This window comes from Streptosporangium saharense, from assembly GCF_014203715.1.
GTDB lineage: Bacteria > Actinomycetota > Actinomycetes > Streptosporangiales > Streptosporangiaceae > Streptosporangium > Streptosporangium saharense.
In genome coordinates, this window is the sequence record NZ_JACHJP010000001.1 from 1,065,665 (window position 1) to 1,091,032 (window position 25,368).

The window sequence follows — 25,368 nt, forward strand, 5'->3', positions numbered from 1 at the left end:
GAAAGTGGTTTTCCTGGTTCCGTGTGAAATTCTGCGCCCTCTTATTCATGGCGCGCAAGCCCTTGGGACGGGCTCGGCAAAGGCAGCGCCAAGCGCGGAACGCCGTCTTGAACAGGCCACTACGTTATTTCCATAACGTTGCCCGTTGAATGGCCGGTGATGCAGGAATGCGATCCATGCGGGCAATTTCCCCGAAAGGCCCAACTACGTATGCCGTTGATAAGAGTGCCCAGCCGTACCATCAGGGTCGCCGCCGGTGTGGTGATCGCGGTGACCGCGCTGTCCTACAGCGTGGGAGACCTCGACCCCCGCCTGCCCACGGCGCTCTCCGCCGGGTTCGCGGCCGGGACGGGGTGCCTGACGTTCGCCGCCGCACGCTCCCTGACGCGGGCGCTGCGGCGGGGCGAGGCCAGGAACGGCCGGATGTGCGGGGAGCTGAACCGCCTCGGGCGCAGGGTCGGCTCCCTTGAGAGCTCCGGCGAGGTACGGCACGCCGAGTGCCTGCGCTCCCTCACCAGGACCACCCAGCTGGTCGAGGTCGGTCTCGACCGGGTCGGCGGGCAGTGCCGCTCCCTGGAACGGGAGATCGGCCGCTCCTACGCGCAGCTTGAGGCCTTCACCGACCTGCGGGCGCTCATCACCCCCCGCGCCCCGCTGCCCGCGCTCAGGGGCTGGGCCGCCTCCCCCGACGTGCTGCGGATGATGACCGGGTGGATCCTCAGGACCAGGCCGAAGACGATCGTCGAGTGCGGCAGCGGGTCGTCCAGCGTGTGGCTCGGCTACGTCGCCGAACGCACCGGGGCCACGGTCGTCGCGCTCGAACACGAGCCGCGCTACGCCGAGGCCAGCCGCGACCTGGTCCGCGCCCACGGCCTGTCCGACGTCGTCGAGGTTCGTGACGCGCCCCTGCTTCCCTGGGAGGAGGGGCAGGAGAGCTACCTGTGGTACGACCGGGAGGCGCTCGACGGCATCGAGGACATCGGCCTCGTCTTCGTGGACGGTCCGCCCGGCGCCACCGGACCCGCCGCGCGCTACCCGGCGCTGCCGCTGCTGCTGCCCCGCTGCTCCGAGCAGGTCGCGTTCTTCCTCGACGACGCGGCGCGGGAGGACGACAAGGCGGTCAGCGACCGCTGGGTGCTGCGCTTCCCCGACGTGGTCCGCACCGAGCATCCGGCGGAGAAGGGCCTGGACGTCTTCGTCAGGGGCGGCGTGTGAGCCGCGAGACACTCGGCTGCCACATCGGGTTCGAGGAGAGCCCCGCCGTACTGGCCAGGCTGCGCGAGGGGACGAACGCGACCTGGACCGACCTGGACGCCGTCCCCGCCGACCACGTGATCGCCAAGGAGGCCGATGCCCTTCTGGTGCTCGCCAGGACCCCCGCCGACCTGCGACGGGCCGTGCCGTACGGGACGATGCTGCCGCGCGTCCGCACGCTGACGGTCATGGTCGCCGAGTCGCCGCAGTGGCGGCTGCCCCCGGTGCCGGTCCCCGACGGGGCCGCGTTCTGGCGGGCGCTGCGTGACGTCCGCGTGCGCGGTGGCCGCCCGCCCGCCTGCGCCTGGCGCGTCGAGGCGGTATTCGGCAAGGCCGTACCCGCCGGAGAGGTCCTGCGCGCCGTCGCCAGGGGGATGGGCGGGGTGGCCCGCGAGACGCTGCACGGCCCGGTGGTCTCCCTCGCGGGCACCGGCGCGGCCCACTGGCGGCCCGGCGACCCCAACGCCACCCCCGCGCCCCTCTCCGGTCCCGTTCCACCGCGACGCGACGCCCCGGGCAGCGACCTCTCTCTCCGTACGGCGGGCCACCCCGCCCGGCAGGGCGACGCCTCTGTTCAGCAAGGCGATGCCTCTGCCCGGCAGGGCGACGTCCCCGTCCACGAACACCACGCCCCCGTCCTACAGGGACCGGAGCCGATCGACCGGCCGGAGCCCGCCCGTCATCTCGTGCCCGCCCGGCCCGTGTCCGGTACGGACAGGCCGGTGCGGCTCGTCTCCGGGGGTTCGCCGCCCGACGGCCCCCTCACGCCCGACCTGCTCGCGCCGGTCGACGAGCGCTCCGTCTGTCCCGTCGGGTTCCTGCCCGCCGCCGACGGACCCGTCGCCGAGCTGACCGAACGTACGGGAGCCCACGAGATCGCCGCCGGGGATGTCGTCGTGCGCGTCCCGCTGTCCGGGGCGCTCACCGACACCGACGTCGCCCGGCTGCGCGGCCTCGCGGGCGTCACCGTGGACCTCACCGGGGAACTCGCCAACCGGATCTCCCCGCTCGGCCTCGCCCGTACGGTCTGCGGACTGGCCGCGGCGGGCGTGCCCGTCGTCGCCACCCCCGCCGGGGCCTGGCGCGACCTGCTCGGGGCCGAGCTGGCCGGGGTGCTGGACGGCTTCGCGGCCTCCCGCCTTGCCGACGCCCTGGACCGCGAGCAGTACAGCGTCAGGCTGCGGCGCTGCGCGCTCGACCTGCACGGCGTCGCGGGCCGGTGGCGCGCGCTCGCCACCATGAGCGGCCTGCGCGCGCCCGCGCCGACGACGGTCTCCGTCCTGCTGTGCACGCGGCGCCCCGACATGGTGGGCTTCGCCCTGCGGCAGGCGGGCAGGCAGCGCGGACCCGAGGTCGAGGTCGTCCTGACCCTGCACGGCTTCCAGGCCGACCACCCGGACGTCGCGGCGGCCGTCTCCGCCTACAAGGGGACGGTCACCGTGATCGAGGCCGACGGGCGCATGGTCTTCGGGGACGCGCTCAACCAGGCCGCGGAACGGGCCTCGGGTGCCTGGCTGACGAAGATGGACGACGACGACTGGTACGGCCCCGACCACCTGTCGGACCTGCTGCTCGCCCAGCGCTACTCGGCGGCCGACCTGGTCGGCTCCGCGCCCGAGTTCGTCTATCTGGAGCGGATCGGCGTCACCGTGCGCCGCGACATGGCCACCGAGCTGTACACCGGCGTCGTGGCGGGCGGAACCATGCTGCTGTCCCGCGCGGCGTTCGACGACGCGGGAGGCTTCCGCCCGATCCCGCGCACCGTGGACGGCCAGTTGCTGCAGTCGGTCACCGCGGCCGGGGGACGGGTCTACCGCACCCACGGCCTCAACTACATCCTCCGGCGCCGGGAGGCCTCCGGCCACACCTGGCAGGAGCCGATCAACGCCTTCCTGCGGTCGTTCAGGCGGCAGTGGAGGGGGTTCCACGCCAACCCGCTGATGGAAATGGAAGGACTCTCCGCGACCGGAGAGCGCGACGAGGCATAGATGAAGGGGCCCATGAACATGCACGACGTGCGCGCCCGTCCGGCGCGGGGGGCGCAGCCGCTGATCCGGCTCAACGACTTCGGAGTCGTGACGCCCCCCGCCCTGGGAGCGTGGACGCCGAGCCGTACGGTCAGCGTCGTCGTCCCCGTCCATCGGGGCCGCACTCTGGCGCTGACCCTGGCGAGCCTGGCCGCGCAGAGCTACCCGAGCCACCTGATGGAGGTCGTCGTCGTCGACGACGGCGCCGAGCCCCCGCTGCGGCTGCCGGAGATCGTCCCGGAACGGACCCGGGTCGTGCGCAGCCGTCCCGGTGGGTGGGGCCGTGCCTGGGCCTGCCAGAGCGGGGCCGACGTGGCCGAGGGCGAGGTGATCCACTGGCTCGACGCCGACATGGTCCTCTTCCGCGAGCAGGTCGAGGCGCAGATGCGCTGGCACCACCTGGCCGACTACCTCACCGTGCTCGGCACGCTCAAGATGGTCGCGGCCTGGGACGCGGGCCTCACCCCCGCCGAGGTGCACGCCGCGGTGAGCGCGGGCACCACGGAGAAGCTGTTCGAGGACGCCCTGGGGGACGGCGAGGGCAACGTCACCGACACCTGGTCCAGCGAGTACATCGGGCGGACCGCAGGGTTGCGGGAGGCGGGCTTCGAGGCGTTCAAGGTGCACGTCGGCGCGAGCGCGTCCCTGCCCGCCTCCCTGCTGCGCCGCGCCGGGGGGATGGACACCTCCCTGGTCCTGGCCGAGGACACCGAGTTGGGCTACCGCCTCGCGCAGGTCGGCGCCGTCTTCGTCGCCGACGAGGAGTCCCGCAGCCGCCACCTCGGCGCCTCCACGGTGATGCGCAGGGAGCAGGAGGTCAAACGGCACAACTGGGTCTTCCTCGCCAACCGGGTCCCCACCTTCCGGTGGCTGCGCAAGCCCACGGTCAGGCAGTGGGCGGTGCCGTACGTCGAGATCGTGGTCGAGGCCGGGAAGGCCTCCTACGAGCAGGTCCGCGCCACGGTTGACGGGTTCCTGCGCGGCTCGATCGCCGACCTCAGGATCGCCGTCGTGGGACCGTGGTCCTCCCTGCCGGAGGAGCGCCGCGCGCCCCTCGACGACCCGACCGTCGATCTGCGGCTCGTCCACGAGCTCTACGCGCACGACGGGCGGGTGACTCTCGTCGAGAGCGTGCCGGAGAGCCCCTTCCCCGCCCCCTTCAGGTTCGTGTGCCCGCCCGGCTGGGTGCCCGCGGTCGACTGCCTGCACCGTCTCGTACGGCTGGCGGACGACAACGGCTACGGCCTCGTCTCGCTGGCGCTGGCCGAGCGGGGCGGTTCGGGGACGGACGGGGTGGTGGCCGCCAGGCTCGAAAGGACAGCCGCCTTCGGCCGCGCCAGGCTGCTCGCCGAGCGGGGCGGCGGCCCCGACCTTGAGGACCTCGTCGAGGCCACCTTCGGCACGCAGTGGCTCGACGGGGAGACCTGGGGCCTGCTGCCCATGGAACGGGCCGTGGAGAAGCCGGCCACCAAGGCCGCGGCCAAGGCCAAACAGTGGAAGCGGCGGGCACAGCGCTGGAAACGGCGGACGGCGCGGTTGCAGGCCATTCTCGACCGCACCCCCGCCCGGCGCGTGCGGCGCGTCCTCGGCAGGGCCGTCAGGAAGGCGCTGACCGTCGCGGGCATCCGCCGCAGCAGGCGCTCCCGCTCCCGTGGGGGGAGCCGTCCGGGATGAGAGCCGGACAGACGACATCCAACCGGGCAGGCCGGGGTGCCGGGTCCCGCCCGCTCCAGCCATGGGAGTCCACACCGTGCCAGCCCTGAGTGTGATCGTTCCGATCTACGACGTGGAGCCGTACCTCACGGCCTGTCTGGAGTCGCTCGCCTGTCAGACGTGGCGGGACATCGAGGTCGTCATGGTGGACGACGGGTCCCCCGACACCAGTGCGGAGATCGCCGCGCGGTTCGCCGAACAGGACCGGCGTTTCCGGCTGGTCCGCCAGCCCAACGCCGGGCTCGGCGCGGCCCGCAACGTGGGCCTGCGGGCCGCCTCGGGGGAGCTGTTCGCCTTCGTGGACAGCGACGACATGCTCCCGCCGTACGCGCTGGAGACCATGGCCGCCACCCTCGCCGAGACCGGCTCCGACCTGGTCACGGGCAACGTGCACCGGTTCAACGGCAGGGGCGCCTGGCGGTCGAACATGCACCGCGACGCCTTCGCCGAGCGCCTCACCCGCACCCACGTCACCCGCACGCAGACCCTCCTGCGGGACCGCCTGGTCACCAACAAGCTGTGGCGGCGCTCCTTCTGGGAGAAGCACGGGCTGCGCTTCCCCGAGGGCGTGCTCTACGAGGACACCTCGGTCGCCCTGCCTGCCCACTTCCTCGCCGAGACCGTGGACGTGCTCGCCCGCCCCATCTACCTGTGGCGCGAGCGGGACGGCGACTCCCTGTCCATCACCCAGGACCGCGCGCACGTCAGGGGCATCGAGGACCGCTTCGCCTCGGTGCGGGCCGTACGGGACTTCCTGCTCGGCACCGGACGCGCCGCGCACGTGCCCGCCTGGGACCTGACCGTCCTCGACGGTGACCTGCCCGTCTTCCTGCCCGCGCTCGAACGCGGCGGGGAGGACTTCCGGCAGTGCTTCCTCGACCTGGCCTGCGACTATCTCGACGCCGCCGGGCCCAGGGTCTTCGCGCGGCTGCCCGCGCAGAAGCGGGCGCGCTGGCGCCTGGTCCGCGAACGCCGCCTGCCCGAACTGCTCGAACTGCTCGAATGGGACCGTACGGCCCCGCCCGACGCCAAGGCCGTCAGACGCCTCGGCCGCCACCACCTGGCCGCTCCCGTGCCGCTTCCCTCCAGGGTGACACGGCTGCGCCACGAGCTCGAACCCCGTCAGCGGATCGACGACGTCCGCTGGGAGGGCGGCAGGCTCCACGTGCAGGGCCGGGTGACGCTGAGGTACCTCAGCCCGCGCGAGCGCAGGCACCAGCACGTTTTCGCCTGGTTCGTCAGGCAGGACACCGGACGCGGCGTCAGGGTCCCCGTCACCGTTTTCCCCGCCGACTCGCTGTTCTCCCGCGAGGAACAGGACTGGTGCGGCTTCTCCCTGTCCGTGGACGCGGACACCCTGACCGAGGGGACGAGCTGGCGCGTCGACCTGTGGATCGTGCACCGCGGCATGCTCAGACGTGACCGGCTGCGCAGGCACGGCCCGGTCGAGACGCCGCTCGACCACCACGAACCCCGTCCGGGAGTACGGCTGTGGCCCCACTGGACGGATTCGGGGGAGTTCCGCGTCCGCGTCGAACGCGACCGGCTCGTGGTCACCGGGTGCTCCTTCGACGAGGACCGGCTGCTGCTGGCGGGTCACGTCGCCGAGGACCCGGGACCCGACCCGGTGCTGCTGGTCTCCAGGGCCGGGGGCGGGGTCGTGCACCGCTTCCCCGTGGACGTCGTGGGCGAGCGCTTCCTGGCCACGGTCGAGCTGGACAGGCTGCTGGCCTCCCGGCTGCCCGCGCTGCCCGCGTCGAGCCCGGAGGCCGCCCTCCTCGACGTGCCCGCCGAGTGGCGGATCGAGGTCGAGGGAGCGGGCGTCGGCTCGGTCGCCGCCGACCCCGTGGCCGGGAGCCGCCACACCTACGCGGGACGCGACCTCGTCGCCGGACCGTCCCTCTCCGGGGCCCTCGTGCTGCGCGAACACGCCCGCGCCTACCACGTCCTGCGGGCCGAGTGGACGCAGGACGGCGACCTTGAGCTGTCCGGCACCGCCGCCGGGACGGACCCCGCCCACCTGGTCGTGACCTCGCGCAGTCGCCACGACGAGCACGTCTTCCCGCTGCGCGTGGCCCACGGACGCTTCACCGTCATGCTCACCCCGGGCGAGGTCGCCACCCTCGCGGGCCGCCTCCCCCTGCCGACCGGCTCGTACGGCCTGGCCGTACGAGCCGGAGGCCGGGAACGACGGCTCCTGTCACGGCTCGACGGGCCGGTCACCCACACCGGGGCGTGGCGCGAGACGACCTTCGAGACCGGGCGGGACGGCGTGCCCACCCTCACCGTCGGCGGCGACCTGCGCGGGGAGGCGCAGGAGCCCAGGGAGCGGCGGGCGCTGCGCGACCGCTTCCACGTCCGGCTGCGGGAGGAGGAGCCGCTGCGCGAGGCCGTGCTCTTCGACAGCCGTGGCGGCAGGGGCTTCTGCGGCGACCCCAGGGCGATCTACGAGGAGCTGCGGCGCCGGGGGACCGCCGTCGAGTTCCTCTGGCACGTCAGGGACCGTCAGGTGACGCTGCCGGACATGGTCACGCCCGTCGCGACCTCGACGCGCGAACACTTCGAGGCGCTGGCGACCTGCCGGTACGTCATCACGGACGGCTCCCTCCCCAGGTGGTTCCGCCGCAGGCCGGGCCAGGTGGTCGTGCAGACCTGGCCGGGGGCGACCCCCAAACGGGTCGGCTTCGACATCGACAGGGGCCCGCTGGCCGCACCGGTCCACGTGGAACGGCTGGCGAGGGAGGTCGCCCAGTGGACCCACCTGGTCACCCAGGGCCCGTGGAGCACCCAGATCCTCGGCGCGGCCTTCCGTTCCCCGGGCTCCGAGTTCCCGGGGGCGGCGTTCCCTGGATCGGCGTTCGCGGGGTCCGGGTTGGTGGGGTCGGGGTTCGCGGGCTCCGAGGGGTTCTCGGGTTCCGAGAGCTGCAGCGGCACCGGGGGCGCCGGGGGCATTCGGGGCATCGGCGGCGCTAAGGGCATTCGAAGCGTCGGGGATGTCGGGGGCTTCTTCGCGGACTTCGAGGACTTCGAGGGTTTTCGAGGGGAACTGCTGGAGACCGGCAGCCCGCGTGACGACGCCCTGGCCCGTCCCCGCTCCCCGGGGACGGTGGCGGCCATCAGGGAACGGCTCGGTCTGCCCGGGGGCAAGAAGGTCGTGCTGTACGCGCCGACCTGGCGCGACGACAGGTACCACGGCAAGGGGCGCTCCCGCTTCGACCTGCGGCTCGACCTGTACCGGATGTGGCGCGCCCTCGGCGACGACCACGTGATCATGGTCCGCAGGCACTCCAACACCCTCGACCGCATCCCCAGGGCGGGCACGGGATTCGTCCTGGACGTCACGGCCTATCCCGACGTCCGTGACCTCTACCTGGTCGCCGACGTCCTCGTCACCGACTACTCCTCGGCGATGTTCGACTTCGCGGTCACCGGACGGCCCATCCTGCTCTACACCTACGACCTTGAGCACTACCGGGACGAGGTGCGCGGCTTCTCCTTCGACCTGGAGGCCCTGGCCCCAGGCCCCCTGCTGCGCACCACGGCGGAGCTGGCGGCGGCCCTCCGCGACCTCGACCGGGTGACGATCGAGTACGGCGAGCGCTACCGGGCCTTCGTGACGGACCTACGCCCCCCGGCGGACGGCGGCGCCACCGCCAGACTCGTCGACCACCTCTTCGGCCACCGCCCCGAAATAGACATCCCCCGCCAAACCCGAAAAGCCATCCACGACCGCCCGTCATGACTTTTCGTGATCTGACCCAGGGGGTCTCTCATCCGTTCCCGTAGTCGATGACCCGCCACCGTTCGGCAGGGGTGTCCCGCCCACCAGATAGTCGTAACGACGCTCCCCGTTCGCTTCGGGGTCCCCATCCTCCGTCTCGACCCTGTACCGGGTCGGAACGGCGAGGACGAACCGGGCGTATGGCGAACTGTCCGCATGGGGTTCGCCGACCTGGATCAGATCGAGGCGACGGTAGGAGCATCCGAAGCCCGTGCCGCCATATCTGGCCGAGAAGGAGGTCGCGGACAGGGCGAGGACGACGTCGTCGTCTCTGGCGGCCACGGCGTGCAGATACGCCGTGACGACCTGTTTTGGGGACGCGTCGGGAGGTGGGACGGCGACCGCCGCACGCCGTACGGAAAAAAGCTCGCACCACCCGATTCGCACCGCAGGCAGAACCCCATACGAAACCGCGTCGCCCACGCACACCACGACGATCGCGATCGGTATCCATTTCCCACGAGGCATGTCGAGATCCTGTCGGTGATCCGGCAAGGCGGGAAGGCCGCTGAACGGACACTCCAGGCCACTCTCATGGCCGACCGCATGAGGTTCGGGGTGTTGGGAGGTCAGAAGTCGAATTCGCCCTTTTTGGCTCCGTCGATGAAGGCGTCCCAGACGCTTGCTCTGACGATGTAGGGGGCTTTTTCTGGGGCTTCGGTGTCGCGGATGCCGACGCGGCCGTCGGACAGGGGGGCGACTTCGATGCAGTTGCCGTCGTTCGAAGCGGACTTGGTGGCCTTGCGCCATGCGGCGGTCGCCAGTTCAACGCTCAGGTCGTCCATAGCTTCACCATCGTCTCTTTGATTATCTTCGTCGAGGCGTGCTGCGAATGCGCGTCGCCACGGATCGTCTCGTACCTGAGGTTAACGGCCTGAATCTCCTCCGCCTTGGTTCTCCAGGGGTACATATTGCTGAAAGCCCCCGGGGTTCGGGGGCTTTCAGTGGTGGGTTGGGGGGTCAGAAGTCGAATTCGCCCTTTTTGGCTCCGTCGATGAAGGCGTCCCAGACGCTTGCTCTGACGACGTAGGGGGCTTTTTCTGGGGCTTCGGTGTCGCGGATGCCGACGCGGCCGTCGGACAGGGGGGCGACTTCGATGCAGTTGCCGTCATTGGAGCCGGACTTGGTGGCCTTGCGCCATGCGGCGGTGGCCAGCTCAACGCTCAGGTCGTCCATAGCTTCACCATCGTCTCTTTGATTATCTTCGTCGAGGCGTGCTGCGAATGCGCGTCGCCACGGATCGTCTCGTACCTGAGGTTAACGGCCTGAACCTCCTCCGGGCGATCGGTTACGTGCCCTGCTCCCATCGACTCCAGGTAGGCCGTGTCCGGCCCCCGCCTGAGCTGGGCTATGGCGAACCCACCCAGGAGCCCTGTAGTCGAGCCGAGGTCGAAGGGGACGATCTGGATGCTGATGCGCGGGGACTCCAGCATCTCCAGGAGGTGTTCGAGCTGGCGGCGCATGACCTCACGGCCGCCGATGGGGCGCCTGAGCACGCACTCGTCGATCACCACCCAGTACATCAGCGGCTCGGTGCGCTGGAAGACCTTCTGCCGCGCCATCCGTACGGCCAGCGACTCCTCGACCTGGTCGGGGGTGGCGCCGGGCTTGCCGCTGATGACGGCCCTGGCGTAGTCCTCGGTCTGGAGCAGCCCGGGGACCAGGAGCGGCTCCCACGCCCGGATGGTGTGGGCCTCGCTCTCGACCTCCAGCCAGGTGCGGAACCATCGCGGTGCGGCCTCCCTGGTGAGGCCGGGCCAGTGGTGGAGCAGTTCGCCGTTCAGGTTGAGCGCCTCCTCGCAGCGCTCGATGAAGACGCGTGAGGGCCGTCGGGTCGCGCGTTCTATCTGGCCTATCAAACTGGCGCTGAAACGCATTCTCCTGGCCAGCTGGTCCTGGGAGAGTCCGGCGACCTCCCGGTGTCTGCGCAGCTCATAGCCGAAAAGAGCCAGCGGACCTGCGTCCGGATTCAGCTCCTTGGGGGCGGGCATGGCGGCTCCATAAAACACGATCCCACAACGGTTGAACTGGTTGAACTGACCGAAGTGCGGATCTGTCCAGCAGATGTGACTGGAGTTTCGCATAAAAAATCGGCTCGTCAACGGCACTCTGAAAACTGCCCGCAGGAAACAAAAGGCGCAGGTTCGGATCTGGTCGTACAGGGCCGATGGAACTTTGGTGCTATCACTGGGCGGGCTGGACGAGCGAGGTGATACCAATTAATAACGGACACTTCACATGGAAAGAAACGCCGCTCGGAGAGGTCCTCCTGGAGAAGACCACCGCGTCGGCGGGGGCGGCCAGAGCCAGGGCGCTGGACCTCATCGGCCAGGATCACCCCGCGAAGGACGACGTCCTGTTGATCGTCTCGGAACTCGTCACGAACGCCGTGGTCCACGCGGACAGGGGGCGGACGCCGATCCGCCTCCGGCTGGTCACCACCAGGGATCTTCTCGTCGTGGAGGTCCACGATCCCGGCTCGCTCTTCGACGCCCCACGGGTCACGGACGTCCAGGACGTGTGCGCTCCCGCGGGCCGGGGCCTCCACCTGGTCTCGATCATCTGCGGGGGCCGGTGGGGCAGCAGCCTCCTGGACGACAGGCAGGGGCGCCTCGTGTGGGCGGCCCTGCCTCGGACGGACGACGCCCCCTCGGCGTACGAGATCTTCGTCGCCAGAAGACAACGGGCCGCGTGACGTCCTCTGATCACTACCGCCCGTTCCCGCCGCCCGCCGTACGGCCTCATATGGCTTCTCGTACGGCAGGCGGCCACCCCTTTGTCGCCTTTCAGAAAACCTCGGAAGAGCAGGAGTGTCGTGTGGGCACGGAGACATTCGGTGAGGTGCTCCGGCGCCTGCGTCTGCGCACCGATCTTTCGGTACGCGCACTGGCCCGCCGGGCCAACTGCGGAAAAACCCACATCTCCGATCTCGAGAACGGACGCCGAAATCCAAGCCTGACCGTGGCGACGGCACTCGACCGAGCACTTCAGGCGAACGGGGAACTCCTGGCCAGCAGACAATTTCTCATCGGATGCGAGAAAGACCCGACGAGAGTCAGCATCTGGTTATCCGTTGTGTTCGTTCGCGACGTCCACGACCCAGACGACGCCGAAGCGGTCTTCGAGCATTCCGTAGAGGGGGGCCCACGGGGAGGGGGCCAGGGGGTGCACGATGGTGGCGGACTCGGAGAGGTTCTTCCAGTAGGCGGTGACCTCCTCGGCGGTCTCGCCGCGCAGGGAGACGAAGAAGGAGTTCCGTCCCCGGTCCCACGGCAGGTGTGAGGGGACGTCGTAGGCCATCACGTGGAAGCCGTTCCCGGCGATCACCTGGCCCCACATCACCTGGTTCGCCTCGGTCGGCTCCTGCGTGTTCCCGGCGTCCGCGTACGTGACGACGGCGAGGTCTCCACCGAAAACCGACTGATAGAACGTGAGCGCCTCGCGGGCGTCGCCCCGGAAGTTAAGGTGGATCGCGGTGTTGACGGACATGAGAAGGCTCCCTGATCTCTGGGTGGTGGTGCTCACGACCACGGTCACAGAGGAAGCGGACAGGGTTTGACCGCTTCTCACGGCACGATGGCATCCATGCAGAAAACCTCAGCGCGGCTGCTGGCGCTGCTCTCGCTGCTGCAGGCCCGCAGGGACTGGCCGGGGGCGCTGCTGGCCGAGCGGCTGCGGGTCAGCCCGCGCACCGTGCGCCGCGACGTCGAGCGGCTGCGCGAGCTCGGCTACCCCATCGCGACCTTCAAGGGGCCCGACGGTGGATACCGGCTCGACGCGGGCACCCAACTGCCCCCGTTGCTGTTCGACGACGACCAGGCCGTCGCCCTGGCCGTCGCGCTCCAGCTCGCCACCACCTCCGGCGTCGGCGTCGAGGAAGCCGCGGTCCGCGCGCTGCACACCGTCCGCCAGGTCATGCCCGTACGGCTGCGCCACCGCGTCGACGGTCTTCAGGTCACCGCCGTCGAACGGCCGGGCACTCCCCAGGTCAGCGGCGACGTGCTCATGGCGCTCGGCGCCGCCGTACACGCCCGGGAGGTGTTGCGTTTCACCTACACCTCACAGGAGACGCGCCGGGTCGAGCCGTACCACCTCGTCGCCAGGGGTGGGCGGTGGTATCTCGTCGCGTGGGACCTCGACCGGGACGACTGGCGCGTCTTCCGCGCCGACCGGATCAGCCCGCGCACTCCCACGGGGCCTCGCTTCTCTCCCCGTCAACTGCCGGGAGGGGACGTCGCCGCCTTCGTGACCGGCAGGTTCCGGGGGTCCGACGGCACCGTCGGCTGGCCCTGCCGGGGTGAGGTGATTCTCGACCTGCCCGCCGCCGTCGTGTCCCGCCACACCCACGACGGGGTGGTCGAGGAGCTCGGCCCTGACCGTTGCCGGCTCGTCCTCGGCTCGTGGTCCTGGACCGCGCTGGCCGCCGCCTTCGGCAGGTTCGACGCCGACATCGAGGTCGTCGGCCCGGCCGACCTCAGGGACGCCTTCGCGCTCCTGGCCCACCGCTACGCCACCGCTGCCAGGACGGCCCCCACCCCTGAGCAGGGCGGGGGCCGTACGGGCTAGCGGGAGAAGGCCTGGAACTCGGCGGCGCGGAGCTGGTCCCTCAGGGGAGCGGCGGTGGCGCAGTCGGTCGCGGAGTTGGGGTCGTTGTCCTGCTCACCGGCGTAGAGCGGGTTGCCGGTGCACTGGGTCGAGACGGCCCGCAGGGTCAGGTGGGTCGCCGTGGTCGCCGGGATGCGGAAGGACTTGATGATCAGGTCCGAGGCGCGGGGGCGCGGCAGGCGGGTCTGGAAGGCGTCGGCGGGGCTGGTGTAGACGACCGAGTACGACGCGGGGGAGGAGCAGTCCTTCTTCTTGGTCACGTCGCAGGCCAGCACCTCGAAGGCGCGCAGGGCGCTGAAGCGGTTCTGGCCGCCGGGGTCGGCGGGGTCGTTGATGTTGGGCCGCAGCAGGGCGCTGACCTGGACCCTGCGGACGGTGACCGGCGCGGTCCCGGCCAGGTCCACGGTCACCGACTTGCCCTTGACCGGTCCGGTGAGCGAGGCCCAGTCGGTGGCCTCGGTCTCGTCGATCAGCTTGGCCTGGTTCACGCCGTCGCCCGAGGCCGTCGCGCCCAGGGCGGCGGAGGCGTGGTTCCTCTCCAGCAGCAGCGGCAGGGGAAGCGTCGCGCCGGGCAGCACGGTGAACTTGAGGCGGGTGTGGCCGAAGCCCTCACCGACCACGAGGAAGTCGTAGGTGCCGGGGGTCAGCTCCGCGGTGTCGCCGAGCGGGGTGGCGGGGTCGGTGTCGGCCACCGGTACGGCACGGCCCTCGTAGTCGCCCACGTAGAGGCGAAGCTTGGCGTCCCTGCTGCTGACGAGCGGGCTGAGCCGTACCTTGCCGTTCTTGCCCGCGGGGTTGACGAAGCTGGGCGTCGGGTCGGGGTCGTTGGGGCCGTTGCTCGTCGCGCCCTTGCCGAGGCCGTGTTCGGCGAAGGCCCGCCACATGACGTCCTTATCCCGGCCGCCGAAGCGGATGGCGTCGGCCGCGAGCAGCGCGTCCCGGTGGTCGACGTAGCTGACCGCCCCGGAGGCCATCAGCAACAGCGCGTCGAAGGAGACCTGCGCCCAGCGCCGGTTGCCCGGGCAGCGGTTGACGGCGAGGCTGCCCTCGGCGCAGGCCCGCTGCTGGGCGGCGGTGCCCTTGCCGTACCTGTCGATGAAGCCTTGGCGCACGTCGTACTGGGTGGCGGTCCAGATCTCGCCGTCGGCGTGCACCTGCTGCCCGACCAGGTCGTAGGCGATGTCGCTGTAGTTCAGCGGAGACTGCGACATGTCGTAGTTGCGGATGCCCGCCTTCTTGTCGCCGGTGACGTAGCCACCCGTGACGTACGGCGTGTCGCCCGCGGGGCGGAAGCCGTTCTCGAAGAGGTACTCCATGGCGAACAGGTCGGAGGTGCTCTCGTTCATGGCACCCGCCTGGGCGCCGCTCCACCCGGCGTCGGGGCCACCGATCATGCGGCCGGAGATGGCGTGGGTGTACTCGTGCCCGATAACCGACATGTCGTAGTCGCCGTCCACGCAGGGCGCGTAGAACGAGCCCGCGATGGGCTGCCAGAGATACATGTTGGTGATCGGCGCGAGGCCGTCGGGGCCGGTGATCTGGTTGGCGTTGTCGCGCACGGTCAGGTCCCTGGCGCCCGCCTGGGCGTTGCCCTGCTCGGGGTCGCCGCCGAGGCCGCCGCGGTCGCCGTTGTCGTCCTGCATGTTCCACGCGGTCTCGGTGAAACCGAGCCGGTAGGACCAGTCGTGCATCCGGTTGTGCATGACGTGCAGGTTGGAGATGGCGGCTTCGAGGTCGGCCTCACCCGGCTTGTCGAAGGTGGCCGGGTCGCACTTGGCCTTGTACCACGTGTTGGTCCACGGGTAGGAGTATTCGCGGTTCGGTGTGGCCACGTTGCTGCGGGTGCCGACGGTGTACGGGTCCCCGCTGGCGCGGTTCTCGAAGGTCTTGGCGGAGTTGCCGACGCTGGTGCCGGTCGGCGTGCCCGTGGTGTGGTTCACGTCCCAGGCCTTGCCGGTCGCGGCGTCGGCGACGGGCGCCAGGTCACAGCCACGTCCCGGCCTGAGGCACCAGGTCAGCCGGGTGTCGGCCGAGGAGTAGTCGGCCGGAGGGTTGGCGGTGAAGGCCTTCCAACGCGGGTTGTCCGGCTGGAAGTCGTGGTCCACCAGGTTCTCGCGGGTGAGGATCTCACCGCTGACCGCGTCCACGTGGGTGGTGTAGGCGGTGGCCTCGCCCTGGCCGGAGCCGATCAGGGTGACCTGGAAGGCGCTGTGCGTCCCGTCGGGGGCGGGCACCGCGACCAGGGTGACCTTCTTCACGCTCGCGGTCGCCAGGTCGATCGCGCCGTCGGCCGCGGCGACTTCGAGCGCCCGCTGCTCGGTGATCCTGGCTGCGGGCGGCGGCGCGCTCGACCGGGCCAGGGTCGAGGTGACGTGCAGGACCTTGCCGTCCACCACGCCGATCGCCACCTGCCCGTCCACCCCCGCGGACAGGTCGCCAAACTTCTGCCGCAGGAGTACGGCGTGGCCGTCCCCGATGGGGTTGACCGCGACCTTCTCCAGGGCGTCGACCTCTCCGGCGGACAGGCCGAAGAGCGGCTCGTTGGCCTTGAGGTAGGCGCGGGCGGCCCGCTCAGGGTCGGCGCCGAGACCCTCGGCGAGCGGTACGACCCCGACTGCCGTGTCCAGCGCGCCGGTGACGACGGCCGGGGTGCCCAGGGCGTTCCAGCGGACCGTCGCGCCCGAGGGCGGGGCCAGGGAAGTGGGCGGGGGCACGCTGCCCCTGCGGTTGTCCAGGTCGGGCTTCTCGTGCTCCTCGGCCTGGAAGTCGTGCGCCCTGGGCTGCTGGGCGGATCCCGACGGGGTTTCCTGGGCGAGGCCAGGGAGGGGGAGTGCGAGCGCCGCTGTCGCGGCCGCGATGACGGTGATGCGTAACCAGGGTTTGGTCGACACCGATCCTCCTGCGCAGAGTTGGCCGTCGTTGGCCATACGTCACGTGGGTCACGTGCGTTGCGCAAGAGGTAACACCCTCCGAAGTGTCCTGACAAGATCTTGTAAAGGGGGATATGTCCGTGTAAAAGCCCGCCCCGGGAAGGGGCGGGCTTTCACGTCGTCAGTCGAACGGGATCCACGCCTGCTCGGCGAGGCCGTCCATGGCGTTGACCTTCACCCCCTGCTCGGAGAACGTCCACAGCCCGTCCCCGATGACGACCGCGCGCCGTACGGTCGGATCGAACAGGATCGGCTCACCCTTCTTCACCGGCTTCGGCTTCGGGTGGACGACGGACCCCGTCTTCGTGACCGCGGAGTCGTCGATCTTGAGAACCAGCGCGGAGCCGGTGGTGTTCGCCGTACCGTCCCACGTGTTCAGCGGCAGTACGGCGAGGCCCGTCTTGGCCCAGTACAGGAAGGCGTGCGGGTCCCACTCGGCCTCAGAACCCGAGTCCTTCTGGAACATCTGCGACAGACGGCGCGGATTGGCCGGGTCGCTGACGTCGAAGAGCGAGACCTGGGTGCCGAGCGTGCGGCCCTTGGCGTTGGCCTCCTGGCCGATGCCGATCAGCCGTCCGTCGCCCGCCGGGTGCAGGTAGGCGGAGTAGCCGGTGATCTTCAGCTCGCCGGTCTTCCTCGGGTTGGCCGGGTCGCTCAGGTCGATCGTGTAGAGCGGATCGACCTGCTTGAAGGTGACCACGTAGCCGACCGGGCCGATGAACCGCACCGAGTAGATCCGCTCCCCGGCGCCGAGGCCACCGATCTCACCGACCTTGTCCAGCGTGTCGTCCTTCAGGACGTAGACGGCGCTCGAACTGTTCTCGGTGGAGGGGCCGACCGCGGAGTTCGTGGTCGTCGCGATCCGCAGGTGACCCTGGTACTCCGACATGGAGTACTGGTTGAGCAGGCGGCCCGGCACCTTCCCCGAGGCGACATACCGGGGCGCACCCGGCGCCGTGATGTCGAACCGGTGGACCTCGGTCTCCTCGGGCGGCTGCTCCGGCGTCTTCTCGGGAGCGGGACTCGGATCAGCCGACGGATCGACGGGGGGAGCCGAGGGGTCGCCCGGGGTCGGCTCGACCTGCGGGGCCTGTCCCGAATCGCTCTCGGCGGGAGCCGGGACGACGTCGTCGACCGGCCTCGGCCACCACCACCAGCGCGGGTTGCTGGCCACGTAAAGGCTGGTGCCCGTGCCGTACACCGTGTCACCGTCGGCGGCAACGCTGATCGGTGCGGTGTCGGTGAGACCCTGCGCCAGGTCGAGGGTGTGCACGGTCAGCAGCGAGGTGCCGGTGTAGTCGTCGGGGTGGCTGACCTGCTCACACTTGACCGACCCCTTGACGCCCACGCCCTTGGCGTCGGCCGTCTCGAACGTCGGCAGCCACGCCGAGATCGGCGCCCTGTTGACGATCTCCCTGTTCTTCAAGGTCCGTTCCTGCTCGGTGAGCTTGGGACCCAGGTCGGGGAAGACGATCTCCGGCTGGCTGCGGACCACGATCCGCACCGTCGAACCGACCATCCTGGCGTCCACGTGCGAGCCGTTCGGGGTGATCGAGCCCATGACCTTCGGCTCCCCGGACAGATCGACGAGCACGTATCGCGGTCCCGGGCTCGCCGCCCGCTTGGCCATGGCGCCGAAGGGGATGATCCCGCCGCCGGAGAAGAGCACGAGCGCCCTGTCCCCGCTGATCAGCAGGTCGGCCGGGGCCCACGCCTGCTCGGCGCTCACCAGCCTGAGCGTCCCGGTGATCTTCTTGGTCGCGGCGTCGATCACCCGCAGCACGCCGCGGTTCACCGTGATCACCCGGTTGCCGTCGGTCTTGACCAGGTCGGGTTCGTCGACCCCGGCCTCGTGGGTGTTCGTGGTCGAGTGCTCCTGCCCTGACCCAACCGCCTTGGCCTGGGAGGAGACGTCGGAACGGGCCTCGGCGTACATGATCTGCGGGGGGCCGAGTCCCCACGGCCCGACGTTCTTGGCCGCCGCCCTCCGTAGCCCGGCAAGCATGTCGTCGCAGCCGCTGTAGGAGACCAGTTTGACCTTCCCCAGCTCCACGACCGGTGTCGTACGGCCCGCCTCGCCCGCCGACCCCGTCGAACCGCTGCACCCCGTGGTGAACAACGCGGCGGCGAGGGTGACGGCGCCCGCCGTACGAATGGATGTCCTCATGCCACCTACCACGGATCGCCGTCGCGTCCGGTTCATGCCATTACTGCCTGGTAGCCAGCGAGGTTCGCCGGGAATATCCTCCGAGCATGGCTGTCACTGTCGGAGCAAACCGGACCCTCGACCCGGCGATGATCGCACGCGTCGTCCAGCAGGTGACCTCCAGCGGAGGAACCCGCACGGTCGTCGCGCCATTCACCGAGGAACCCCTCGCCGATATGCCCGTCTCGACCGCGCAGGACGTCCGTACCGCCTACGCCAAGGCCCGCGCGGCCCAGCGGGAATGGGCGGCGCTGCCGGCGCACGAGCGGGCCAGGCCGTTCCTGCGCCTGCACGACGCCATCCTCGATCGGCGCGAGGAGATCCTCGACGTGGTCCAGTGGGAGACCGGCAAGGCCCGCAGGCACGCCTTCGAGGAGGTGCTCGACGTCGCGGGCTGCACGCTCCACTACGTACGGCGCGCACCTTCGCTGCTGGCTCCCCGGCGCAGGGCGGGCATCTTCCCCCTGGCGACCAAGGTGACCGAGACCCGCCACCCCAAGGGCGTCGTCGCGCTGATCTCCCCGTGGAACTACCCGCTGTCCCTCGGCGTGACCGACCTCGTCCCCGCCCTGCTCGCGGGCAACGCCGTGGTCCACAAGCCCGACACCCAGACCGCCCTGTCCACGCTGTGGACGATCGACCTGCTCGTCTCCCTCGGGATGCCCCGCGACATCTGGCAGGTCGTCCTCGGCGACCCCGACGAGGTCGGTGACCCGCTGATCGCCGAGGCCGACTACGTGGCCTTCACCGGCTCGACCCGGGGCGGCAGGAAGATCGCCGAGGCCGCCGCCTCCCGGCTGGTCGGCTGCTCCCTCGAACTCGGCGGCAAGAACCCGATGGTCGTGCTCGACGACGCCGACCTCGACCTGGCCGCCCAGGGCGCGCTGCGCGCCTGCTTCACCAACGCCGGGCAGCTGTGCATCTCCATCGAGCGGCTCTACGTGCACGACAGCGTCTACGACGCCTTCGTCGACAGGTTCGTCCGCCAGACCAGGAACATGAAGCTCGGCTCCGGGCTCGACTGGGACGTGCAGATGGGCTCGCTCACTTCCCGCCGCCAGCTCGACGCCGTCGAAGCCCACGTGGACGACGCCGTCGCCAGGGGCGCCAAGGTCCTCACCGGCGGGAAGGCACGCCCCGACGTCGGCCCGCTGTTCTACGAGCCTACGATCCTGAGCGGCGTCGAGGACGGCATGGCGCTGTGCCGCGACGAGACCTTCGGCCCCGTCGTCTCCGTCTACCGCTTCGGCGACGACGACGAGGCTGTCGAACGGGCCAACGACACCGCCTACGGCCTCAACGCCTCCGTCTGGACCCGCGACCTGGCCCGTGGCCGCGCCCTGGCCGCCCGGATCAAGGCAGGCACGGTCAACCTCAACGAGGGGTACGGCTCGGCCTACGCCTCCTACGACGCGCCCATGGGCGGCATGAAGTCCTCCGGCCTCGGCCGTCGCCACGGCGCCGAGGGCCTGCTGAAGTTCACCGAGGTGCAGACCATCGCCAGCCAGGCCTCCTGGCTCGGCTTCGAACCCATCCTCGGGATGACCTACGACAAATACGCCGACACCCTCACCGGCCTCCTGAAGACCATGAAGAGGTTCCACCTCAAGTAGACGGCCCCCGGAACGCCTGGCGGTAGGTCGAGGGCGGAACCCCGATGGTGGCCGTGAGGTGCTGGCGCAGCGAGGCGGCGGTGCCGAAGCCCGCGTGGGCGGCGACCTGGTCCACCGGCAGGTCGGTGGTCTCCAGCAGCCGCCGCGCGTGCTCGACCCGCTGCCGGGTGAGCCACTGACCCGGCGGCATGCCCATCTCGTCGTGGAACCGGCGGCAGAACGTCCGGACGCTCATCCCGGCGTTCTCCGCCAACTCGGCCAGGGTCAGCGGCCGGTGCAACTGTCGCAGGGCCCAGTGGCGGGTGGCCGCCGTGGTCGCGGCCGACGGCTCAGGCACCGGGTTGTCGATGTACTGCGCCTGTCCGCCCTCCCGCCACGGGGGCACCACACAGAGCCTGGCCACCCGGTTGGCGATCTCACTGCCGTGGTCGCGGCGCACCAGGTGCAGACAGAGGTCGATGCCCGCGGCGACCCCCGCTCCCGTGAGAATCCGCCCGTCATCGACGAACAGGACGTTCGCGTCCACCTGGACCTGAGGGAAGGACCGCTGGAAGTGGTCGGCCTCGTTCCAGTGCGTGGTCGCGGGTCGGCCGTCGAGCAGGCCCGCGGCGGCGAGGACGTACGAGCCCGCGCAGATCGAGACGATGCGGGCGTCGTCCGGCAGCAGGGCGAGGGCCTGGCGCAGCGCGTCGGGCAGCCGGTCCCGTTCCCTGTCGGGACCGTAGGCGAACGGCGGGATGACGAGGGTGTCCGCGGACCGGAGCGCCTCGCTTCCGTGGGCCACGGTGATGGCGAAGTCGGCGCTCGTGGTGACCGGCCCACCGTCCAGGCCGCACGTGACGACCTCGTACAGCGGCTCCCCGTCGTGACCGACGGCCGTGCCGAAGATCCGCATCGGGATGCTGAGCTCGAAGGGATAGACACCTTCGAGGGCCAGGACCAGGACACGATGCATGGCAGGATCCTTCCATATATTGGCATTGTTGCCACTCGTCCGTCCTGGCGGAACGCGAAAGCCTTGCTCCCGACGGGGCAGCGGGGATGGTTCCCCCGCAGACCGAATCTTCAAGGGAGCATCACGATGACCACCTTCGTCCTCGTCCCCGGCGCCTGGCACGGCGCCTGGACCTTCGAACCGCTGGCCAGGAAGCTGCGCGAGCACGGACACCAGGCCTACCCTCTGACCCTCACCGGCGTGGGGGACCGCAGACACCTGCTCACCGCCACGGTCAACCTCGACACCCACATCGACGACGTCGTGAACCGCCTGGTGGACGAGCAGGTCACCGACGCCGTGCTGGTCGGCCACAGCTACGGCGGCGTGGTGATCACGGGCGCCGCGGACCGGGTGCCGGATCGCGTGGCCGGACTGGTCTACGTCGACGCCGTGGTCCCCGAGAACGGCGACTCGTGCTGGTCCCTCGTCACCGAGCGGGAACGCGGCTGGTACCTCTCGGGCGTGGGCGAGACCGGCTACACCAGCGCCCCGCTGCCCTTCTTCGACCCCCGGGCGACCCCGCACCCCCTGGCCTCCCTGCTCCAGGCGGTCCGCCTGGAGGGCGGCCTCGACCGCTACCGCAGCAGGGACTACGTCTACGCCACAGAATGGGACGGCGAGTCCCCCTTCACCGCCCTCCACGAACGCCTACGTGACGACCCCACCTGGCGCACCCACGCCCTGACCTCAGGCCACAACATCATGCGAGACGCCCCCGCCCCCCTCCTGAAGATCCTGCTGGCCGCGGCCTCAGGCTGACGAGGCCGTCAGTCCTCCAGGGCGTACCGCAGATACAGGTCCGGCCTGGTGAGGAAGCGGCGCCAGTGATCGACAACCTGGAGACGGTCCCACTCGGTCTCCCGGATGCCGTCGTCGCCGAGTTCGAGGATCCGCGCGCCAGGAAGGCTGGAGAGGATGGGCGAGTGGGTGGCGCAGATGATCTGCCCGCCCTCCCCGGCCACCCGCTTCATCAACGCCATCATGCGCAGGCAGGAGGCGAAGGACAGCGCCGCCTCGGGTTCGTCCATCAGATAGAGCCCGGGGCCGGAGACCATCCGCTCAAGGACGGTCAGGAACCCCTCCCCGTGGGACTGCCGGGTCAGGTCCTGCTCCCAGAAGCCGTACCTGCCCGACACGTTCTGCCCCAGGTTGAACAGCGTCTCCGCCCGCAGGAAGAACACCCGCCGCTTCAACCTCGGCCCGTGGACGAGCCGTAGCCCCTTCGAGGTCAGTTCGGCGTCGAGCACCTCCCCAAGCGGTGTGGCGGGCCCGGTGCTGGAGTACATGGTGCCCGCCTTGCCACCCTCCGAGTTGACCCGGCACACATCGGCAACGGCCTCGACGAGAGTCGACTTGCCCGAGCCGTTCTCCCCGACAAGAAAGGTGACAGGCGTGGTCACCTCAAGCCCCTCCTCAACAAGCTGCCTTATGGCCGGTACGGCCGCCGCCCACCCCTCAGGCGCCCGCCTGGCACTCAACCGAGTGAGCAACAAGCTCATCCCCTCCCTCCTCGGCTCAGGATCCGCATGGCGTGGCGCCGTACAGGATGTTGGAGTTCGGGATAGTCGTCCACACGATGTGCCCGCCCAAGCACGTGAGCGGCGGCGCTGAGCTGGGCGACCTGACCCGTCGGTGTGTCAAGCAGATCGGCGAACACCTCCCACACCCGCGCGGCCGTCTCGGGAACGAGGAGGCTGTGCAGGTAGAGGAGCGCGGCTCCATATCCGACCGGGGCGAGACCCCAGTACTCCCAGTCCAGGATCCACAACCGGGGTTGCGTGAGGTTGGCCCAGTGAAGGTCCCCGTGTTCGGTGCCGAGCGTCGGGGCGGGCAGGTTGATCGGTCGTTCGTACAGTCTCTCCAGATCACGCACCCAGGCGTCCGCGTCACGGAGACCCCGGCCGGTGGGATGCGAGGTCAGGCTGTCGAGCGCCGATCTGAGGTCGTGCCACCACACGTCGGGTACGTTGAACGCCTCGGTCAACTCGGCAGTCGGCGAGCACGGCCTGTCCGGGACATAGGTCATCAACTCAACGGATATGGCGACCGGCTCCTCGTACCATTCCGTCGAGGCTATGAGATCGGGTTTCGGGAGACCGGTTATCCCGGCGGCGTCGCGGTTGCCGGTCCACGCCTCGTTCCGTGTCCAGTCCCGGTGCTCACCGGTGGCACGTATCCAGAACCGGCCGCCATCTCTGTCGGCGGCCGATCCGATGGTGCGATCCCGCCAGCCGAACACCACATCGCCGACAGGGCTCACGCCAAGCCGCTCCGCTCCCTCATGGAGGATGCGGCTCAGAAACGCGCGCTGCCCGTGATATCCGGTCATTCCACGATCTTCCTAGCTGGTGGGGCGGCACTTGTTGGGACGGCACTGCCTGTCAGGGTTGCACAGTCGATCGTCCGGGTTGCACACGCCGTAGCTGGGGCCGCATCCCTTGTTCGGTACGCAGGGCTGTCCCATGCCCTGCGGGGTGCATGCCGGAGAGCAGGAGGGACCACACCTCGGCGCGCAGTGATCTGGTCCGCAGGTGGCGCGGGCACTGAACACGTCCCGCAGACTTTCCGTGACCTCGGAGAATCGCTCGCTACCGAGCGATATCCATCAGAGAATCCTGACGGACGTTACCGAGCGGCATCCATCTGGAGAACGCGCACGGCCACACTTCTCCCGTCGGGGAGACGGCGATCTGTCCCTGCCCGCAGCGACCGCAGAGCTGTTCGACATCAGGGCCGTTCTCCCGAACTCCGCGCCCCACCTCCCTGAGATTGTCGTAGCCGACTTCGGAAATGCCGAGCTGTTTCAGAATATCGACGGCCTGCCGGGACCGCTGTCTTTCAAGAACCTCGACCACTCCTACGCGGAGCGGGATACCGAGTTCTCGTAAACGGGCGCTGTTTCTTGTCGTCGCCCTGAGGGAGGGACGCTTGGTGATCAACCTGTGTTCTTCGGGATGGTCGGAATAGTAGGAGGTGGCCAGCCGTACTCCAGGAAGCTGGAACGTCTCCCACATGGCCGGGGTGACGTGCACGAGATTGGTGTAGATCTCAACCTCCATTCCCGTGTCGAGCGCGTGGGCGACGAGGTCGGAGAGGCTCGGGTGCAGTGTCGGCTCGCCGCCGATGAACTGTCCCATTTCCGCGCCGCTTTCCCGCGTCTGGGTGATGACCCGTCGCCAGTCGGCGTCGGTCATGGTTCCCTGGCTCCCGTTGGGGCCCGACGATGCATAACAGTGATCACAGGCGAGCTGGCACCTGCCGGTGATCTCCCACCATGCGAACTTGAGCGTGCTGCGTTTCACGTCTTCTCCGGAAGAGGCGATGATGGAGATGTTCGATCTGGGCAGTCGGGGCAGGGCACGGGCCTCGTAGCGCCAGCCGAGGTGCGTGCCGACGAGCAGACTGATCAGACGTTGCTCGTACTCGGTCATGGTGATCCCCGTTCCGAGGGCGGTACGGCGGTGAAGGTGAGAGGGTGGGGGTGCCCGGCCCGAGCCGGGGAGCATCCAGCCGGGCACCCTGGAGGAGGCCGGTCCCGCTGCGATCCGGGACCGGCGCGAGGCGGTTCGACCTTCCCCAACACGCCGGATGTTCCGAGTGTGTGAGAACCGCCTTGCGGAGGTGTGCGGCCCAGGTCCCTCCAACCTGAACCGCACGTTCATGAGGTACGGCGGGCAGCGAGTTCCTCCTGCCCGCCGTACCGGCCTCAGGAGCGCGGCAACCTGCGCAGTCCGGGTGGCCGGGTGCGGAGGGCGCGAGTTGCGGCGACGTCCCTGATGCTCGGCGGAACCAGCAGGGAAGCCAGGGCGCCCAGGGTTGCGTCCATGAAGCCTGCCCGCACCGGCGACACGTCCCCGGGGTACGGCCTGCTGCGGTAGGCGCTCCACACGCCGGTCGCCGGGTTGTGGAAGACCAGCCGCCCAGGATGAGCCTGCCGTACGGCATCGCAGCTCAACGGCATCATGCCGCGCTCCCCGACGAATGCGGCAGACCTTCGGAGATCAGGAGCGTCTCGGCCTCGCGTATCCGTTCCTCCAGTCCCTCGACGGTGTCGTCGCTGAGGGTCACCGGCTGGGGGGAGGGCCAGGCGCAGAAGGCATGGAAGCGACGCTGGCTCAGGCTGTAGAGCACCGTCCACCCCGGCGAGGCACTTCCCAACGCCTCAGCCTCAGCCCGAGCCGGACCGTCCCACACCCTCCGGTAGACCGCCGTCACAGGCTGCCCGTCCCGATGCCGCCCGAT

General features: G+C 70.0%; 20 protein-coding genes and 1 pseudogene. 9 read left to right on the forward strand and 12 right to left on the reverse strand.

The annotated features are described in order from the left end of the window. Positions 1–225 precede the first annotated feature (225 nt). From FHS44_RS42245 to FHS44_RS05305, 4 genes are all read left to right on the forward strand, one after another. On the forward strand, positions 226–1,215 hold the full coding sequence (locus FHS44_RS42245; protein WP_184712708.1) for a class I SAM-dependent methyltransferase: 990 nt from the start codon (positions 226–228) through the stop codon (positions 1,213–1,215). Continuing rightward, entirely contained in the window at positions 1,212–3,242 is a 2,031-nt protein-coding gene (locus FHS44_RS42250; RefSeq protein WP_184712709.1) for a glycosyltransferase, read from the forward strand. Before FHS44_RS42245 ends, FHS44_RS42250 begins: the two co-directional genes overlap by 4 nt. A gap of 12 nt (positions 3,243–3,254) precedes the next feature. Beyond that, positions 3,255–4,955 (forward strand): glycosyltransferase, encoded by a 1,701-nt coding sequence (locus FHS44_RS05300; RefSeq protein ID WP_184712710.1) that lies wholly within the window; start codon positions 3,255–3,257, stop codon positions 4,953–4,955. A 76-nt stretch (positions 4,956–5,031) separates the two neighbouring features. Then, positions 5,032–8,736 carry a bifunctional glycosyltransferase/CDP-glycerol:glycerophosphate glycerophosphotransferase gene (locus tag FHS44_RS05305; RefSeq protein ID WP_184712711.1) on the forward strand — a complete coding sequence of 1,235 codons (3,705 nt, stop codon included), beginning with the start codon at positions 5,032–5,034 and terminating at the stop codon, positions 8,734–8,736. A gap of 608 nt (positions 8,737–9,344) precedes the next feature. Here the strand turns inward: FHS44_RS05305 and FHS44_RS05310 are convergent. The 3 genes from FHS44_RS05310 to FHS44_RS05320 form a co-directional block, all read right to left on the reverse strand. After that, positions 9,345–9,560, reverse strand: coding sequence for a DUF397 domain-containing protein (locus FHS44_RS05310; protein WP_184712712.1), 216 nt, complete (start codon positions 9,558–9,560; stop codon positions 9,345–9,347). Positions 9,561–9,735: 175 nt separating this feature from the next. Then, positions 9,736–9,951 (reverse strand): DUF397 domain-containing protein, encoded by a 216-nt coding sequence (locus FHS44_RS05315; RefSeq protein ID WP_184712713.1) that lies wholly within the window; start codon positions 9,949–9,951, stop codon positions 9,736–9,738. Next, positions 9,939–10,766: a helix-turn-helix domain-containing protein gene (locus tag FHS44_RS05320; protein ID WP_184712714.1), complete on the reverse strand. Its 828-nt coding sequence runs from the start codon at positions 10,764–10,766 to the stop codon at positions 9,939–9,941. The genes FHS44_RS05315 and FHS44_RS05320 overlap by 13 nt, the downstream gene beginning before the upstream one ends. A gap of 176 nt (positions 10,767–10,942) precedes the next feature. On the opposite strand from FHS44_RS05320, the gene FHS44_RS05325 reads away from it, so the two are divergent. After that, entirely contained in the window at positions 10,943–11,470 is a 528-nt protein-coding gene (locus FHS44_RS05325; RefSeq protein WP_221460339.1) for an ATP-binding protein, read from the forward strand. A gap of 50 nt (positions 11,471–11,520) precedes the next feature. After that, positions 11,521–11,775: pseudogene (locus tag FHS44_RS42680) on the forward strand (helix-turn-helix domain-containing protein); the annotation flags it as partial. Between the two features lie 66 nt (positions 11,776–11,841). Here FHS44_RS42680 and FHS44_RS05330 read toward each other — a convergent pair. After that, complete coding sequence (locus FHS44_RS05330; RefSeq protein WP_184712716.1) at positions 11,842–12,264, reverse strand: VOC family protein; 423 nt, start codon at positions 12,262–12,264, stop codon at positions 11,842–11,844. 96 nt (positions 12,265–12,360) lie between these two features. Between FHS44_RS05330 and FHS44_RS05335 the strand changes: the two genes are divergently transcribed. Continuing rightward, positions 12,361–13,341, forward strand: a complete 981-nt coding sequence (locus FHS44_RS05335; protein WP_184712717.1) for a helix-turn-helix transcriptional regulator — start codon at positions 12,361–12,363, stop codon at positions 13,339–13,341. Here the strand turns inward: FHS44_RS05335 and FHS44_RS05340 are convergent. Together FHS44_RS05340 and FHS44_RS05345 are read right to left on the reverse strand one after the other, a co-directional pair. Beyond that, positions 13,338–16,271, reverse strand: coding sequence for a M36 family metallopeptidase (locus FHS44_RS05340; protein WP_312863530.1), 2,934 nt, complete (start codon positions 16,269–16,271; stop codon positions 13,338–13,340). The two genes, FHS44_RS05335 and FHS44_RS05340, sit on opposite strands and share 4 nt — an antisense overlap. A 160-nt stretch (positions 16,272–16,431) precedes the next feature. After that, positions 16,432–18,477, reverse strand: coding sequence for a beta-propeller domain-containing protein (locus tag FHS44_RS05345; RefSeq protein ID WP_184712719.1), 2,046 nt, complete (start codon positions 18,475–18,477; stop codon positions 16,432–16,434). Positions 18,478–18,563: 86 nt separating this feature from the next. Here FHS44_RS05345 and FHS44_RS05350 point away from each other — a divergent pair, with 86 nt between their 5' ends. Continuing rightward, on the forward strand, positions 18,564–20,129 hold the full coding sequence (locus tag FHS44_RS05350; RefSeq protein WP_184712720.1) for a succinic semialdehyde dehydrogenase: 1,566 nt from the start codon (positions 18,564–18,566) through the stop codon (positions 20,127–20,129). Here FHS44_RS05350 and FHS44_RS05355 read toward each other — a convergent pair. Next, the gene (locus tag FHS44_RS05355) at positions 20,122–21,084 is read right to left on the reverse strand and encodes a GlxA family transcriptional regulator (protein WP_184712721.1); all 963 of its coding nucleotides are present in this window, start codon (positions 21,082–21,084) and stop codon (positions 20,122–20,124) included. The two genes, FHS44_RS05350 and FHS44_RS05355, sit on opposite strands and share 8 nt — an antisense overlap. 126 nt (positions 21,085–21,210) lie before the next feature. Between FHS44_RS05355 and FHS44_RS05360 the strand changes: the two genes are divergently transcribed. Then, positions 21,211–21,885, forward strand: coding sequence for an alpha/beta fold hydrolase (locus tag FHS44_RS05360; RefSeq protein ID WP_184712722.1), 675 nt, complete (start codon positions 21,211–21,213; stop codon positions 21,883–21,885). An 8-nt stretch (positions 21,886–21,893) separates the two neighbouring features. On the opposite strand, the gene FHS44_RS05365 is transcribed toward FHS44_RS05360, so the two are convergent. The 5 genes from FHS44_RS05365 to FHS44_RS05385 all read right to left on the reverse strand — a co-directional run bounded on the left by FHS44_RS05365 (position 21,894) and on the right by FHS44_RS05385 (position 25,284). Continuing rightward, entirely contained in the window at positions 21,894–22,625 is a 732-nt protein-coding gene (locus FHS44_RS05365; protein ID WP_184712723.1) for an AAA family ATPase, read from the reverse strand. After that, the gene (locus FHS44_RS05370) at positions 22,622–23,455 is read right to left on the reverse strand and encodes an aminoglycoside phosphotransferase (protein WP_184712724.1); all 834 of its coding nucleotides are present in this window, start codon (positions 23,453–23,455) and stop codon (positions 22,622–22,624) included. The genes FHS44_RS05365 and FHS44_RS05370 overlap by 4 nt, the downstream gene beginning before the upstream one ends. Before the next feature lie 259 nt (positions 23,456–23,714). Further along, positions 23,715–24,557 carry a radical SAM/SPASM domain-containing protein gene (locus FHS44_RS05375; RefSeq protein WP_246435078.1) on the reverse strand — a complete coding sequence of 281 codons (843 nt, stop codon included), beginning with the start codon at positions 24,555–24,557 and terminating at the stop codon, positions 23,715–23,717. Positions 24,558–24,832: 275 nt separating this feature from the next. After that, entirely contained in the window at positions 24,833–25,090 is a 258-nt protein-coding gene (locus FHS44_RS05380) for a hypothetical protein (RefSeq protein ID WP_184712725.1), read from the reverse strand. Further along, entirely contained in the window at positions 25,087–25,284 is a 198-nt protein-coding gene (locus tag FHS44_RS05385) for a hypothetical protein (protein WP_221460340.1), read from the reverse strand. The genes FHS44_RS05380 and FHS44_RS05385 overlap by 4 nt, the downstream gene beginning before the upstream one ends. Positions 25,285–25,368: the final 84 nt, after the last annotated feature.